This is a genomic window from Georgenia sp. EYE_87 (assembly GCF_023148685.1).
Classification (GTDB): domain Bacteria; phylum Actinomycetota; class Actinomycetes; order Actinomycetales; family Actinomycetaceae; genus Georgenia.
This window is the reverse complement of record NZ_JAHXNL010000010.1, coordinates 55,351-70,679: the sequence shown is the minus strand read 5'-3', so window position 1 is coordinate 70,679 and position 15,329 is coordinate 55,351. Positions and strand designations below refer to the sequence as shown.

Here is a 15,329-nt window from a genome sequence, read left to right as displayed (position 1 = left end):
GAGCATCGTATGGGGCTGCCTGTCGCTTGAAGGTGAAGCCGTCAGGGCCGCACGACCCCCAGCGTGTCCTCACTGTCACCGTTCCAGTCGCCGACAATGACCCAGTCGGTCGGCCTGCCGTAGACCAGTTCGAAGTCGGCGTCTCCCGCTGCGATGGTGTTCTTGATGTAGTACCGCGCTGTCCGCTTCACGGCGAACGTGTCGTTGCCGTCGCCGTCCCAGTCGCCGACGAGAACGCTGTCGGTAGCTCGGCCGTAGCCCACGACGGTGTCCGCCTCACCGCCCGCGATTCTGTTCTTCACGTAGTAGAGGTGGCCACGACGCACGGTGAAGGTGTCCTGCCCGTCACCGTTCCAGTCACCGACGAGAACCTGATCCCCGGCGTGACCGTAAGCGATCACCACGTCCGCCGGCCCCGAGGTGAGAGAGTTCTTGACGTAGTACTCCTTGCCCCGCCGCACCGCGAAGGTGTCGACCCCGTCGCCGTCCCAGTCCCCCACCAGCACGGTGTCGCCAACCTTGCCGTAAGGGACCACCCGGTCAGCGGGACCGTAGGAGTTGGAGTTCCTGATGTCGAAGGTGTTGCCGACACGAGTGGCGATGCTGTCTACACCGTCACCGTCCCAGTCGCCGACGAAGACCTCCGCGCCTTTGTCCCCGTACCGGAAGGTGATGTCCGCAACAGGACCGAAGGCATTGTTGAGATGGAACAGCTGCGGCATTCGTGCGTTCACGTTCACCGATAGTCGGCTGAGGTCGCCGTAGAACAGGCCGGGGCACGAGGTGTTGCTGACGTCCTTGTGCCCGAAGATGCGCGGGAGGTTCTGCCCCGCTGGGCGAGTCGGGGTCCCGTTCGAGATCAGCCCGCTCGGTGAGGTCATGTCGATGCCGGCCCGGGCGAACTGCCAGGCGACGACGTCGGCCATGGAGTCGAGGATCGGCGTGCGGCTGGGAGTACTGCTGGAGGTGAAGGTGCCCATGGCGGAGATCCCCAGCGTCCCGGAGTTGAACGGCTGCGCGTGGCCGCCCACCACCATCTGCCCCTCCGGCGCAGCGAGCGAGCCCGACCGGCCCTCGAACACCCGGCCCCACCTGTCGACGAGGAAGTTGTAGCCGATGTCGCCCCAGCCCCTGGTCACGGCGTGGTAGTGGTAGATGCCACGTACGACCGACGCCGACTCGTCCCAGGCGTAGGTGTTCGAGCCCGCCGTGTGATGCACCACGGTGGCCCGCAGGGGCGCGTAGGTCCGGCGCCAGTCCATGAGTGACTCGTCCGCCCCCCAGCCGGCCCGGCTGGTGATGGCGGGGCGCGGCGTGGTCACGGCCGCCGGGGCCACGGCGCTCAGGGGCGCGGCAGCGGCGGCAGGTGTGGTTGGGCCGCTCGCGGATGCGGTCGTCACGAACGACGCGGCTGTGGCGGGGAGCGCGCCCGCAGGTGCGGCGGCGGCAGTTGAGCCGGGGAGTGCGGTGCCGGACGCGCCGGGCCGGTCGGTGGTGACCGCGGCGGCGACGACGCCGGCCCGGGTGGCGCCGAGCGAGGTGAAGGCGGCCGGCTCGGTGGTGGCGGTCGGTTCGCCGGCGGGGAGCTCCGCAGGCTCGTCGGTGGGCTCCGTGACGACCGTCTCGGGGGCGGCGGGATCCGGTGCGGCCGGGATCAGGCTGACCTCCAGGCCCGCCGGGAGGTCCACCGCGTCGCCCGTGACCTGGATCTGGACCGCCGTGGCGCCGCCGGTGACGAACGGGTCCGTGCCGGCCCTGCCGCCCCGGCCCTCGTCCGCCCCGTCCTCCTCCTCCACCTCGAGCCAGTCAGACCAGCTGCCGTCCTCGAGCACCCGGAGAAAGACGCGACCGCCGGCGGGGAGGGGGTCCCCCGCCTCCCAGGTGAGACCCGCCACCATGAACTCGTCGGTGGCCATCGGCGGCGTGAGGACCGCGACGTTCTCGAGCGCTGCGGCCGTCCCGGTGACAGCAGGCCGCACGGCAGCGACCCCCCGCCCGATCCCGGCCGCGCCCGCCCCCGCGGGAGCGGCGGTGTACCCGGTCTGCACGTCGTCGACCGCACCGTCCGACGAGTCCACCGCCAGCTCGTCGAGCCCCGCGACGGCGACGCCGGTGCGGCTCCCGTCGTCGTCGGTGAGCGAGATGACGGTCAGCGGCTGAGCGGGTCCGTGCGCACCACCCGCGGGCGTCTCGGCCTGCGTCGGGACGGCAGTTCCTCCGGCCACGAGCACACCGACTGCGAGCGCGCCAGCCACCACGTTCAGCGTAGACATGTGTTTCTCCCCCGTTGCCCTGCTCGGAAGGGACGCGAAGGACGAACGGCTCGCTCCACGTACCCCCGCTCGACGGTACCGTGCTCCCATGCAGATTTCGGTGATCGGTTGCGGGTATCTGGGTGCGGTGCACGCGGCGTGCATGGCGGAGCTGGGCCACGACGTGGTCGGGATCGACGTCGACGCCGCCAAGGTCGAGTCCCTCTCCCGGGGGGTCTCGCCGTTCCACGAGCCCGGGTTCGACGAGCTCCTCAAGCGCAACGTGGACGCGGGCCGGGTGCGCTTCTCCACCGACTTCGCCGACCTGGCCCACGCCCAGGTCCACTTCATCGGCGTCGGCACCCCCCAGGTCCAGGGCGGCTACGCCGCGGACCTGACCTACGTCCACTCCGCGGTCGCCTCCCTGGTCCCGCACCTGAACCACCACGTCGACGGCCCCACCCTGGTGGTGGGCAAGTCCACCGTGCCGGTGGGCACCGCCGCGACCATCGCCGAGACGCTCGCCCCCACCGGGGCGCTGCTGGTGTGGAACCCGGAGTTCCTGCGCGAGGGCTTCGCCGTGCAGGACACCATCTCCCCCGACCGCATCGTCTACGGCCTGCCCAAGGACCCCGAGCAGGCCGAGTCCGCCCAGGCCGTCCTGGACGACGTCTACAAGCAGCTCCTCGCCGCCGACATCCCCCGCCTGACCACCGACTACGCCACCGCCGAGCTGGTCAAGGTCGCCGCGAACTCCTTCCTGGCCACCAAGATCTCCTTCATCAACGCCATGGCCGAGCTGTGCGAGGCCACCGGCGCCGACGTCACCGCCCTGGCCGAGGCCATCGGCCACGACGACCGCATCGGCAAGAAGTTCCTGCGCGCCGGCATCGGCTTCGGCGGCGGCTGCCTGCCCAAGGACATCCGCGCCTTCATGGCCCGCGCCGGCGAGCTCGGCGTGGACCAGGCCCTGACCTTCCTGCGCGAGGTCGACTCCATCAACGACCGGCGCCGCGACCACGTCGTCAACACCGCCCGCGACGGCCTCGGCGGCACCTTCGAGGGCAAGAAGGTCGCCGTCCTCGGGGCGGCGTTCAAGCCCGACAGCGACGACATGCGCAACTCCCCCGCCCTGGACATCGCCGCCCGCATCTCCGGCGAGGGCGCCACCGTGGTCATCACCGACCCCGCCGCCGGCCCCAAGCTCCGCGCCGCCCGCCCCACCACCCACGTCGCCGACGACGCCTACGCCGCCGCCGCCGGCGCCGACGTCGTCCTCCTCCTGACCGAGTGGAAGCAGTTCAAGGAGCTCGACCCCACCCGCCTCAAGCACGCCGTGACCAACCCCTGGATCATCGACGGCCGCAACGCCCTCGACCCCACCACCTGGCGCGCCGCCGGCTGGACCTACACCGGCATCGGCCGCCCCTGACCGTTCCGAGGCCCAACGCCTACACTGGCCCATTCCGACCCCGACCTGGCCGAGGAGGCCCTGACGTGCGTGTGCTCATCACCGGTGGTGCCGGTTTCATCGGCGCCAACTTCGTCCACCAGACCGTCGCGGACTACCCCGACGCCCGGGTGACGGTCCTGGACAAGCTCACCTACGCCGGCAACCCCGCCTCCCTGGCGGACGTGACGGACCGGGTCGCGCTGGTGGAGGGGGACATCGCCGACGCCGACGTCGTCGACCCGCTGGTGCGGGACTCCGACGTGGTCGTGCACTTCGCGGCGGAGTCGCACAACGACAACTCCCTGAACGACCCCTCGCCGTTCGTCACCACGAACCTGATCGGGACGTTCACGCTGCTCGAGGCCGTCCGCCGGCACGGCGTGCGCTACCACCACATCTCCACCGACGAGGTGTACGGCGACCTCGAGCTGGACGACCCGGCGAAGTTCACCGAGCAGACCCCGTACAACCCCTCCTCGCCGTACTCCTCCACCAAGGCAGGCTCCGACCTGCTGGTGCGGGCGTGGGTGCGCTCGTTCGGCGTCGAGGCCACCATCTCGAACTGCTCGAACAACTACGGGCCCTACCAGCACATCGAGAAGTTCATCCCCCGCCAGATCACCAACCTGATCGACGGCGTGCGGCCCAAGCTCTACGGCGCGGGCCAGAACGTGCGCGACTGGATCCACGTGCGCGACCACAACACCGCCGTGTGGCGCATCATCGAGCAGGGCCGGACCGGCGAGACGTACCTCATCGGCGCCGACGGGGAGAAGAACAACAAGGAGGTCGTGGAGCTCATCCTCGAGCTCATGGGACACGACCCGCACGACTACGAGCACGTGGCGGACCGCCCCGGGCACGATCTGCGCTACGCCATCGACAACACGCGCCTGCGCGAGGAGCTCGGCTGGGAGCCGCAGTTCAAGGACTTCCGTTCCGGTCTCGAGGACACCATCGCCTGGTACCGGGACAACGAGAGCTGGTGGCGCCCGCAGAAGGCCGCCGTCGAGGCGAAGTACGCGGCTCAGGGCCAATAGGCGCCAGCGGTGGTCACGGCACGCGAGCCCGCCGGCTCCAACCGTGACCGCCCCCGCCCCTGCCGATCACGCAACGCCCCGACGATCCGGCAACGACCTCGGATCCCGCGACGGTTCTCAGATCCGGCGACGCCGTTCGATCGGGCGACGCCCCTTCGATCAGGCCTTTTAGCCGGCCGCGACGGTCCGGCGTCGTCCATGCCGTCGGTCACGCCAGGCGAGGACGCCCCACAGCCCGAAGACGGCGACGCCGGTGACGGCCGCCACCTTCGACAGCGGACCCCAACCGGGCGGGTGGTACGCAAGTTCCACCACGTGCTCGCCGGCGGGCACCGGAACGCCCCTCATGGCGTAGTCCGCGCGCACGATGTCGACCGGCTCCCCGTCGACGAACGCTTCCCAGCCGTCGTGCAGACCGTCGGCCACGACGAGCATGCCGTCCCCCATGGCGCTGACACGGACACGCTGCAGGTCGTCGCCGTCCAGCTCCACGCTCACGTCGGCCGGATCGCCCCCGAAGGTCGTCCTCGACGCGTCCGCCGGGTCGAGGAGCACGGTGCCGGACGAGACCTCGCCCATTTCTGCGACGCACTCCTCCGCGGTCTCGCACGTCGCGGCTTCCTGGGCCCACCGGAAACGGGGAAGGGCCCTGGCGCGTTCGACCACCTGTGCGTCACTGGTGTGCACAAGGTCAAGGCCCCTGTCGTCCGCGGTGAGCACGCCCACCCAGGCCCGCTGGCCCTGTGCGTCCGGCGCAGTGGTGCCCAGGACCTGGAGCGGCGGATCCCCCTCGGCACGGACGCGGACGTGGAGGGTCACGTCGAGTGCGGCCAACTCCTCGCCGTCGACGGGGATCATCTGGACGCCCGCGGCGCCGTCGCGGATACGCCGCTCGCCGGTCACGAGGACGTTCCCGGCGTCGTCGAGCACCTCGGCGACGAAATGCGTCGGGGCGTCGTCCTCGTCGATGTCACCCACCGGCTGCGTCAGTTCCACCACGACACCCCTGAGCGCCGTCCCCGCGGGCAGCTTGCGCTCTCCGGGCCGGTGCTGGAGCTTCACCGCGACGGCCCGGTCCTGGTCCTCGACACCGAGAATCTGCCCCGGCGGGATCAACGTCGTGTCCATGACGGCGTACCGCACGGCCAGACGGTCCAGCGCCGGGCTGTCGAGCGCGGTGAGGTCGTTGAGGGTGTGGTTCGTCGGGGTGAGGAACATCGTCGGGTCGATCTGGTCCAGCAGTTCCTTCCAGTGCGCGGGGACGAAGGTGTGCCCGGACAACGAGCGGATGCCCGCCACCTTGTTCGCACCGTTCCAGTACGCGTAGCCCGCTCCCACCATCCGGTCGTGGCCGAGGTTGTCCCTGAGAAACTGCCCCGTGGCCGTCTCCCGGTAGAACGTGCCCGGTTCGCTGCGGGGCCAGTAGGCAGTGGTGAAAGCCAGGGCGTCGACCAGGAGGGCTAGCGGGATCAAGCCGGCCGCCAGCCGCCGTCCGGGAATGCCGGACATGATCCAGGCCCACGCCGCGGCGACGCCGGCTCCGCAGGCCAGGCCGAGGGCGAGGGGGGTACGAGCCTGCGCCCAGGCCTCCGGCGTGGGCGCGAGCCGGTACACCGCCAGGGCGGCAAGCACGAGTGCGGCGGCGGCAGCGACAACCCCGGCCCAGGGCAGCCACCGCCGTTCCCCGGTGGATCGGCGTACCGCGTCAAATCCGGCTGCCGCGAGCATCGCGAACATCAGGATCCCGACCGAGCGCATCCGGTGCATCGGCGACGTCGCCATGAGCGGGAGGAGGTGCAACAGATAGTTGAGCATGCCGCCCACGAAGGTGACCGCGAGCGTCAGGAGGCCACCGAGAAGGAAGACCGGCCGCGTGCCCGCCATGCGTCCACCGGCAGCCGGAAGGATGAGCGCGGCGACGACCAGCACGAGCGCCCCGGCGCCGACGAAGGAGACACCCTCGACCGGGATGACCGAGCCCCAGCGCAGCGCGTCCGAGGCGCAGGTGCCGAGCGCCTGCGGGTAGGCGAGAGTGAGGAACTCGCCCCAGCTGAACGTGCCGGCCCACATGTTCTCGCGGTAACTGAGGTCCGTCGCGGTGAGCTGCTTGAACCAGGGCACCAGCTGGAAGGCGACGAGGAGCGCTCCGAGCCCTCCGCCGACCGCGGCGAGGGCGGGCGGCTTCAGCCAGTCGCGCCAGACCCGGCCTCCGGTGCCGTCTCCGGGGCGGTCGACGGGGCCGTCGAGGGTGCGCGAGCGTGCGCGACGCCGGTTCTCCGCCACCAGCCGAACCATGGCGTAGACGGCGGCGAAGTACACGCCGTACACCACCACGGTGGGAAACCCACCGAGAACCAGCGCCGCCACCACCAGCGGGAGCGGCAGCGCAGAGCGGAGGGTGCGGTCCTGGACGATGCGCTCGAGCGCCCAGAAGAGCAGGGGCAGGAACGCCGCGGTGCGTGACTGGGGCCAGTTAGTCCACATGACCATGAAGCCGCCGAACGCGTAGACGACACCAGCCACCGCACCCGCAGCCGAGCTCAGGCCGAGACGGCGGGCCCACAGGACGGTGCCAGTCAGGACGACGGCGGTCTCCAGCACCTTCATCCAGGCGGTGAAGGAGGTGTCCGAGAACGGCAGCGTGGCGAGGAAGATGGGTGAGGAGGTCCCCTGCGGCGGCGCCGCGCCGAGCAGCGCCCCGGCCGACGCGGAGTTGTCCCACAGCGGCGCGACGTCCCCGTCGGCCACCCTGTCACGGAAGACGAGCGCCGACGGGAGCGTGGAGTCGACGGTGTCGGACACGCAGACGTTGGTGATCTCCTCCACCGTGGACGACTCGGTCCAGGGGGCCGCGTTGCGGTCGATGAGGTCGCCCGCCGCAAACACCTGCTGCCCGGCCAAAGCCGGTCCCACCAGGACGAGCAGCAGCAGGACGGGCGCGAGCCACGCCGTGAGAGCGCTGAGCGGACGACGGGCAGGTTGGCGACGCTCGCCACGCCGACTCACGAGGAGCGTCCGAGTCGCCAGGCGATCCGGCTGGCGACGGCACGCGGCCCGCCCGTGCGCAGGTGCCGCACGGTGGCCGCCACGTCCGAGCGCGTCCGGCGGAGGAGGGCACCGGTCCTCGTCCCGGTCACCGGCGCGAGCGACGGCTGCCCGGCGTCCCGCGCCCGCCGCGGCGCGCGGCAGAACTCGACGAGCGGCGCCAGCGCCACGTGCCACGTGTAGTTCTCGGCAACCCGCCGCGCATTCTCGTGCGCACGGTGCCATGCCGCGGGCTCGGTGAGCAGACGTTCGAGGGCCGCCGCGAGGCCGACGACGTCGCCCGCCTCGACGGAGGCTCCGAGGCCCTCGGCGTCGACCAGATCGCCGAACGTGTCACCCGCCGTGCAGACGATCGGCCGTGCGGCCCACAGGTAGTCCAGCATCCGCGTGCGAAAGCTGAAGGCCGTCTCGATCTGGTCGAAGTGGGCGCTCACAGCGACATCGGCGTCCAGCAGGTAGTCGGCGCGCCGCTCGTAGGGCACCCACTCCTCGTTGAAGAAGACGTGCCGGCCGGTCAGCCCGAGCTCGTCCGCGCGCCGTCTCGCCGCGACCGCCATCGCCATCTCGGGGACGTCGGGGTTCGGGTGCTTCATCCCGAGGAAGTACAGTCGGACGGCGGGCACGCGCTCGCGCACGCGCGCGACCGCGTCGATCACCGTCAGCGGGTCGAACCAGTTGTACACACCGCCGCCCCAGAGGACTACGGGGTCCTCGGGACCGACCCCTGGCACCACGCCCTTGATCCCATGCGCCCGCCGGACGGGCAGTTCCGGGTCGAGCCCGAAGGGGACCACGGTGACGAGCTCCCGCAGGGAGGGGTCGGCGTCGTACGTCGCCGGGGTGATCCTGCCCGCGATCGCCAGGTGCCCGAGCCAGAGGTCCCGCTGCTTCTCCGACGCGCAGAGGAACAGGTCGCCCCTCCGCAGCTGGGCGTGGAGCTCCGCCAGAGCCCCGGCCATCGCGCCGCGCCGTTCCTCCTCGGGGTGGTTCCGCAGGACCTCGAGGCTCTCGAGGTGGAACGGGTCGTAGAGATCGACGACGATGACCTTCTCCGAGGCCGCCAGCCATGGGAAGTTGCGGAGCAGGTATCCCTGGATGATGACGACGTCGGCGCCCTCGACCTCGGCGCGGAACTCGGGGACGGAGACGTGCCGTGCGGTGAACTGCTCCGCCCGGCGATCGCATGCGGCGAACGTCACCAGGTGAACGTCGTTCTCGGCGGCCAGGGCCGTGGCGATCTTCCAGGCACGGATGGCGGGACCCGCCATCCGGTCACCGAGGGTGTCCAGCGTGGCGATCAGGACGGCGGCGGCCACTACCGCCCGATCCTCTCGCGGAACGCTCCAGTCAGGGAGACGGGCATGTACCGGTCGTCGCCCGAAAAGTCCCACCTCGCGAGCAGGTTCTCGTACTCCCACCTGCGCACGCTCGGTTCGCGCGTGCGGGACTCGAAGTGGTACGCACTGGCGCCCGCGACCCACACCATGCGGTAGCCGGCGCTGCCCACCTTGCGCGAGAGGTCGACGTCGTTGAAGTTGCCCGGCAGCGCCTCGCAGAAGCCCCCCACCTCCTCGAACACCTCGCGCCTCAGCGCGGCGGCGGCAGCGGTGAGCCCGGAGCACTCCCGGTTGATCGTCAGCTCCGAGAAGGGCCCGCCCCACGTGCCGTCGGCCCCCAGGAACACATGCGTGATGTCGCCGCGGGAGTACTGGTGACCTCCGTGCTGGAGCGTCCCGTCCGCGAAGAGCAGCCGCGCCCCCGTCATGCCGACGTCCGGCTCGCTCAGCGGCGCCACGAGCTGCTCCAGGAAGCCGTCCGAGACGACCTGGAGGTCGTCGTTGAGAAGGACGACGACGTCACCGGTCGCCGCCAGGAAGCCGACGTTGCACTTCTGCGAGAAGTTGAACGGGCGGCGGTAGGGAACCAGCACCAGCGAGGCGCCGGCGATCTCCTCGAGCTCCTCGAGCACCGCCCCGGGCGTGCTCGGCTCGTCGTAGACGACGACCACCTCGAGATGGACGCCGCCAAGCCGCTCGAGCAGCGAACGGACGCACTCGACGACGTAGACCCGCTCCTCGCCCCACACCATCCCGGCCGAGCCGTTCGTCGGGATGACGACGCTGACGCTCAGACCCGACGGCGCCCGCCGGTCGAGCCGGTAGGTGCCGGGGAGCTCTCCGAGCTCGACCGTCGCGCGAATCCCCACCCGGTCGACGTGGTCCTGCACGGCCCGCTGCCCGGCGAGCCATGCGTAAGACTTCTCCTGATAGTTCGCCGCCGTCGACCCGGGGTGGGCGCGCCAGTGGTACAGCACCTCGGGGACGTGCGCGACCTGTCGTGCCCGTTCGACCACCCGAAGCACCAGGTCGTGGTCTTGGGAACCCTCGAAGCCGGGCCGGAACCCGCCGACGGCACGCACGAGCTCGGTCCGCAGCACCGACAGGTGCGACGTGTACATCTGCCCACGCAGCCGTTCGGGCGACCAGTCGGGCTTCAGGAAGACGTCGAACCGCCTGCCGGCGTCGTCGACCTTGTCCTCGTTGGTGTAGAGGTAGTCGATCTCCGGCTCGGCGTCGAGCCGCTCGCGAACCCGTGCGAGCGCCTGGGGCTCGATCAGGTCGTCGTGGTCCACCAGGACCACGAACTCGCCGCGCACCTGCTCCAGCGCCGTGTTCGACGCGGCGACGATGCCGCCGTTCTTCTCGCGCTCCACCAGCACGATCCGCCGATCCGCCGCGGCGAGCTCGTGCAGCACCGTGCGTACCTCGGCGTCGGGCGAGCAGTCGTCCACCAGGATCAGCTCGAACGAGCCGTACGTCTGTGCGAGGACCGAGGCGACCATCTCTCGAAGGGCCCCGACCGGCGGGTTGTAGACAGGTGTGACGACCGAGAACATCGGGGCCGTCATGGGCGGCCACCCAGGAGACTGCGCACCTTCGCAACCGGCGCGACGGCCAGCCGCCCCGCCCGCCAGGTCGTGGTGGCCCGGAGCTCAGCGATCTCCTGCTCGGCCTCGCGCCGCACCCGTGCGAGCTCCGCGGTGGCCCTGGCCGCGGTGGCCTCGAGGCCGATGATGTGGTCGCGTTGCGTGAGGACCCGGTGACGCAGGTCGTCCGTGCGTGCCTCGGCCCGAGCCACAGCCTCGGCGTGGTGGTCCTGGACCGGCTGCACAGCGCCGTCGGCGAGCACCTCCGGAATCTCCGTCCGAGGTACCGGGCCGCTCGCCGGCCGCCGGGCCGATAGGACGTAGTGGAAGTACGCCGCCTCAGGCTGGTTGCGCACCCACTGCACGCTGACGGACGGAACGTCGTCGGGTACGTCGTAGGGCGTCGCCAACGCGTCGGCCACGGTAGCGCGTACCGCCGCCACCTCCAGGCCCGCCTCCTGGACGAGCCTCGCCAGCGTGCCGAGGGCGAAGTGGTTCCGGACCGGGCCTCTGGCGGGGTCCCATCGCCCGGCCAGCGCGGCCAGCCGTACCGATCCGTGTGTGAGGTTGGGCGCGGAGAGGATGAGCTCGCCGTCCGGCCGGAGGTGCGGCTGCACTGCCCTGAGCAGCGCGACCGGATCCTCCGAGCGCGCCAGCTCCTCGCCGAGGACGACGACGTCGAACATGTCGTTCTCGTCCAGCACGGCGGCGGGGTCGAACGGCCTGTCCTGCGCGACGACCGTCCGTGCGAGGTAGGACGCCGGCTCCCCGTCCACCCGCGGGTCGGTGCTGATCGCAGTGACGGCGCAGCCCCGCTCGGCCAGGATCAGCGCCTCGGGACCGAGCGTGCGGCCGACGTCGAGGACGGTACGCCGCTCCCCTACGGCCTCGACGATCTGCGCCTGTCCGGCAACGGACAGATCCTTCCGCACTGGAGTTCCTCTCCTCAGCATGGGCACATCATCGCATCGCGCTCCGGGTGCTTGCTCCGGGGCACGGCGCCACGAACGGCTGCAGCCCCCTGCCGCGGAGGCGCGACGACGTCGGTGTCCTAGCATGCCAGCGTCAGGCCGCACGCACGAAGACCACGCCGCGACCCGAAGTCGACGAAGGAGACTCGTTCACCCATGCCAGCCAGGAGCGGCACCGACGTCGGTGCCTTGTACGACTCGGTCAGTCCCAACACGGGTGATCGGGCCATCGGTATCGCCGTCGGCCAGGAGCTCGCCCGGCACGGCGTGGGCACGACGCAGGTCCTCTCCCCCTTCGAGGAGGTCGATACGCGAGGCCGGCTGGTCGTCGTCGGGGGGGGCGACCTCATCCGGCCCCTGGGCGACCCCTTCTACGACCGATTCCGCGCGTCCGGCCCGGCCGTCCTCAACTCCGCCGGCGTGTGGGACGACGCGGACCAGCTGGAGTACCTGCGCGACTACGAGTTCGTCAGCGCCCGCACCTCGCGCGAGGTGGACGTGCTGCGTTCCGCCGTCCCGGACGCCCAGCTGCTGCCGTGCACGACCACCACGCTCGAGTCGCCCGACTTCAGGATCGAAGGACTTCCGGACGACGAGCCGGCGGTGGGCATCCACGTAGTTCCCCACACCCTGCGCCTCGTGCCCGAGCTGGTCGAGATTGTGGACGCGATCGACCGGCCGAAGGTATTCATCCCCTTCACGCATTACAACTACGACGACAGCTTCATGGAGTCGCTCCCCTTCGACCGCTCCCGCGCGGTCGTGCTGCCGCGGCTGGACCCGCTCGAGCTGCACGCCGTCATGCGGCAGATGTCCTACGTCGTCGTCTCGACGCTGCACGGCACGATCTTCTCGTACTCCCAGAACGTGCCGTTCATCACGGCGGACCAACGCAAGGTGCGCAACTACCTCGACGACCGCGGCCTGTCCGAACGCATCTTCCACGACGGCGCGTCCCTGAAGGACCTCGTCCGGCAGACGGAGGAGGAACGCCCAGACTTTTCAGCGCAGATCGCGGCCGACAGGAACGCGGTGCACGAGGCGTTCGCCCGTGTCGCGGCCCTCGCGGGGGGTCAGAAGGAGCGCACGGACGAGGGAGGCGAAGGTCAGGCCACCGCCACGAACGGCGCAGCAGAGCCGAAGCTTCTTCCCGCGGCGGAGGACCCGCTCACCGTCAGAACCTTCCTCCTGCAGCAGCAGGAGGCGGTGGTGCGCGACCGCGACGTCGCGCTCGCGGAAGCTCACCGCAGGACCGGGGACCTGACGGCACAGGTGCGGGCCCTTGGCGCCGAGCAGCGCGTGCTGCGGGCTGAGCTGGCCGCGGGGGCAGAGCACACAGCCCGACTGCAGGCCGACCTGGACAACGCGCTGGCCCTGCTCGACGGGACGTTGGACCGCCGGTTCCGGGCCGCCGCGCGAACTGTCGTCGACAGGATCCGATCTATCCTGGTCCGTCAGTAGGCGGTCGGATCACGTCCGCCCGTGAACCACCTAGGGAGATCGATGAGTCCCGAAGCAGAGGCACGGATGCGAGAGCTCGCCACGCAGCCGTTGCGTCGCGCGAGCCCGCCGAGCGGGTTCTTCGTCGGCGCCCGTGACTCTGTCGGTGCGATCTGGGAACGTCGCGAGCTGCTCGGCATGCTGGTGCGCCGGGAGTTGCGTGCGCGGTACAAGGACAGCGCGCTGGGGTTCCTGTGGACGCTGGCTCGACCGCTGGTCTCGCTGCTCATCTACTACGTCGCCATCGGTCGCTTCCTCGGCGCCGAGCGGGCTATCCCGGACTTCGCCATCTACGTCTTCACCGGGCTGACCGTCTGGCAGCTCTTCAACGAGATCGTGGCGAACGGGACCGCATCCATCCTCGCCAACGACGGGATCGTCAAGAAGATCTACCTTCCCCGGGAGATCTTCCCGCTGGCCACCGTGGGATCGGCGCTGTTCAACTTCGCGATCCAGCTGGCCATCCTCCTTGTCGCCGCACTCGCCATACGCGGACTGGTCTTCGACAGCCGCTTGCTCTACCTGCCGGCGGCCCTCGCCGTGACCCTGGTGTGGGCCACCGCCGCCGCCCTCGTGCTCTCGGCCGCGAACGTCTACCTCCGCGACGTCCAGTACCTGGTGGAGGTGGCGCTCATGCTCGGCTTCTGGGCATCGCCGATCGTCTACTCCTGGCAGATGGTCAATGGCGCCGTCAGCCCCACCATCGCCCTGCTTTACCTCGACAATCCGGTCACGATCGCCGTCCTCGGCTTTCAGCGCGCCGTCTGGACGGCCGCACCGGAGGGCGCCTTCCCGGGCGACCTCGCCATGCGGCTGCTGGTGGCGCTCGCCGTCGGCCTTGTCATGCTGGTGATCTCCCAACGTCTGTTCGCCACCATGCAGGGCAACTTCGCCCAGGAGCTCTGAGATGAACTGCAGCGTTATCGACATCCGCGACGTGTCCAAGCGGTTCGTCATCCGCAAGGAGAAGTCGCTCAAGGAACGCATCGTCAACGCGGGCCGGTCGGCGAGGTTCAAGGAGGACTTCTGGGCCCTCGACCACGTCAGCCTCGCGATCGACGCGGGCACCTCGGTGGGTCTCGTCGGGCCCAACGGTTCGGGAAAGTCGACGTTGCTCAAGACGATCGGCGGGATCATCCAGCCGACGTCCGGCGAGGTGCTGCGCCGTGGGCGCCTGGCGGCTCTCCTCGAGCTCGGAGCGGGCTTCCACCCCGACCTCACCGGGCGCGAGAACGTGTACCTGAACGCCGCGATCCTCGGTCTCCACCAGCGCGAGACGGACCGGCACTTCGACGCCATCGTGGACTTCTCCGGCATCGAGGACTTTATCGACACGCAGGTGAAGTTCTACTCGTCCGGGATGTATGTGCGCCTCGCCTTCGCCGTGGCCGTGCACGTGGACCCGGACGTGCTCCTCGTCGACGAGGTGCTGGCCGTGGGCGACGAGCCGTTCCAGCGCAAGTGCATGGAGAAGATCCGCGAGTTCCAGCACGACGGTCGCACGATCGTGCTGGTGAGCCACTCCGCCGAGCAGGTGGCCGAGGTCTGCGACCGCGCCGTCGTCCTCGAGAAAGGCAAGATCCTGGCCGATGGAACGCCCCGTGAGGCGTTGCGCCGGCTGCGCAGGGACTACGAGGCGCAGATCCAGGAGGACATCCAGCAGCGGGAGGCCACGACGGTCAGCGGGCCGACAGCCGCCCGCAGGGGACGGATCAGCGGTGTGGCGCTCTCCTCGCCCGGTCAGGACGGCGAGTCGCTCTCCATCGTGCCCGGTGACGACCTGACCGTGAGCGGCGTGCTCGAGGTTCGCGAGCCGCTGGAGGCCTGGACCCTGGCGACCAGCATCGAGACCCCGCTCGGGCAGGTCATCTTCGGCACCGACACCACGCTCCTCGACGTGTCCCTCCCGCCCGTCGACAACTCGGTCAACTTCTCGGTGACCCTGCCCGCGCTGGAGATCGGTCAGGGCGACTATGCGGTCAACGTCGCGGTGCGCGACTCCGCGGGCAAGGACATCGACCGCGCCGCCCGGGCCGCAAGCTTCACGGTCACGTCCTCCGGTCAGACGGTCGGATACCTGCACAGCAGGCCCAGGGTCACCGTCACGCCCTGATCGGGGCCTGACAGATCAGCCGTGCGACG

Annotated in this window: 10 protein-coding genes; 5 read left to right on the top strand and 5 right to left on the bottom strand. The window is 70.4% G+C overall.

The window, feature by feature from the left end:
- Positions 1–41 precede the first annotated feature (41 nt).
- On the bottom strand, positions 42–2,273 hold the full coding sequence (locus KZX45_RS14600) for an N-acetylmuramoyl-L-alanine amidase (protein WP_248258485.1): 2,232 nt from the start codon (positions 2,271–2,273) through the stop codon (positions 42–44).
- A gap of 88 nt (positions 2,274–2,361) precedes the next feature.
- Between KZX45_RS14600 and KZX45_RS14595 the strand changes: the two genes are divergently transcribed.
- Together KZX45_RS14595 and rfbB are read left to right on the top strand one after the other, a co-directional pair.
- On the top strand, positions 2,362–3,684 hold the full coding sequence (locus tag KZX45_RS14595; protein WP_248258484.1) for a UDP-glucose/GDP-mannose dehydrogenase family protein: 1,323 nt from the start codon (positions 2,362–2,364) through the stop codon (positions 3,682–3,684).
- Positions 3,685–3,749: 65 nt separating this feature from the next.
- On the top strand, positions 3,750–4,745 hold the full coding sequence (gene rfbB, locus KZX45_RS14590; protein ID WP_248258483.1) for a dTDP-glucose 4,6-dehydratase: 996 nt from the start codon (positions 3,750–3,752) through the stop codon (positions 4,743–4,745).
- Between the two features lie 168 nt (positions 4,746–4,913).
- Here rfbB and KZX45_RS20365 read toward each other — a convergent pair whose 3' ends face one another.
- The 4 genes from KZX45_RS20365 to KZX45_RS14570 are packed head-to-tail and all read right to left on the bottom strand — an operon-like array spanning position 4,914 to position 11,648.
- A complete protein-coding gene (locus tag KZX45_RS20365) occupies positions 4,914–7,751 on the bottom strand; it encodes a YfhO family protein (RefSeq protein ID WP_248258482.1) in 2,838 nt (945 codons plus the stop codon).
- Positions 7,748–9,106 (bottom strand): glycosyltransferase family 4 protein, encoded by a 1,359-nt coding sequence (locus KZX45_RS14580; protein ID WP_248258481.1) that lies wholly within the window; start codon positions 9,104–9,106, stop codon positions 7,748–7,750. The genes KZX45_RS20365 and KZX45_RS14580 overlap by 4 nt, the downstream gene beginning before the upstream one ends.
- Positions 9,106–10,698 carry a glycosyltransferase gene (locus tag KZX45_RS14575; protein ID WP_248258480.1) on the bottom strand — a complete coding sequence of 531 codons (1,593 nt, stop codon included), beginning with the start codon at positions 10,696–10,698 and terminating at the stop codon, positions 9,106–9,108. Before KZX45_RS14575 ends, KZX45_RS14580 begins: the two co-directional genes overlap by 1 nt.
- Positions 10,695–11,648 carry a class I SAM-dependent methyltransferase gene (locus KZX45_RS14570; protein WP_248258479.1) on the bottom strand — a complete coding sequence of 318 codons (954 nt, stop codon included), beginning with the start codon at positions 11,646–11,648 and terminating at the stop codon, positions 10,695–10,697. Before KZX45_RS14570 ends, KZX45_RS14575 begins: the two co-directional genes overlap by 4 nt.
- 195 nt (positions 11,649–11,843) lie before the next feature.
- Between KZX45_RS14570 and KZX45_RS14565 the strand changes: the two genes are divergently transcribed.
- Genes KZX45_RS14565 through KZX45_RS14555 form a run of 3 tightly spaced genes read left to right on the top strand, consistent with a single transcriptional unit; the run spans position 11,844 to position 15,300 of the window.
- Positions 11,844–13,148 carry a polysaccharide pyruvyl transferase family protein gene (locus KZX45_RS14565; RefSeq protein ID WP_248258478.1) on the top strand — a complete coding sequence of 435 codons (1,305 nt, stop codon included), beginning with the start codon at positions 11,844–11,846 and terminating at the stop codon, positions 13,146–13,148.
- A 42-nt stretch (positions 13,149–13,190) separates the two neighbouring features.
- Entirely contained in the window at positions 13,191–14,093 is a 903-nt protein-coding gene (locus KZX45_RS14560) for an ABC transporter permease (protein WP_248258477.1), read from the top strand.
- A gap of 1 nt (position 14,094) precedes the next feature.
- Positions 14,095–15,300, top strand: a complete 1,206-nt coding sequence (locus tag KZX45_RS14555; protein WP_248258476.1) for an ABC transporter ATP-binding protein — start codon at positions 14,095–14,097, stop codon at positions 15,298–15,300.
- Positions 15,301–15,329: the final 29 nt, after the last annotated feature.

Excerpts from the sequence above, each read along its gene's own strand:
- KZX45_RS14565 (WP_248258478.1), top strand. The coding sequence starts at position 11,844 with ATGCCAGCCAGGAGCGGCACCGACGTCGGTGCCTTGTACGACTCGGTC.
- KZX45_RS14575 (WP_248258480.1), bottom strand. The coding sequence starts at position 10,698 with ATGACGGCCCCGATGTTCTCGGTCGTCACACCTGTCTACAACCCGCCG.
- KZX45_RS14600 (WP_248258485.1), bottom strand. The coding sequence starts at position 2,273 with ATGTCTACGCTGAACGTGGTGGCTGGCGCGCTCGCAGTCGGTGTGCTC.
- KZX45_RS14595 (WP_248258484.1), top strand. The coding sequence starts at position 2,362 with ATGCAGATTTCGGTGATCGGTTGCGGGTATCTGGGTGCGGTGCACGCG.
- KZX45_RS14560 (WP_248258477.1), top strand. The coding sequence starts at position 13,191 with ATGAGTCCCGAAGCAGAGGCACGGATGCGAGAGCTCGCCACGCAGCCG.
- KZX45_RS14555 (WP_248258476.1), top strand. The coding sequence starts at position 14,095 with ATGAACTGCAGCGTTATCGACATCCGCGACGTGTCCAAGCGGTTCGTC.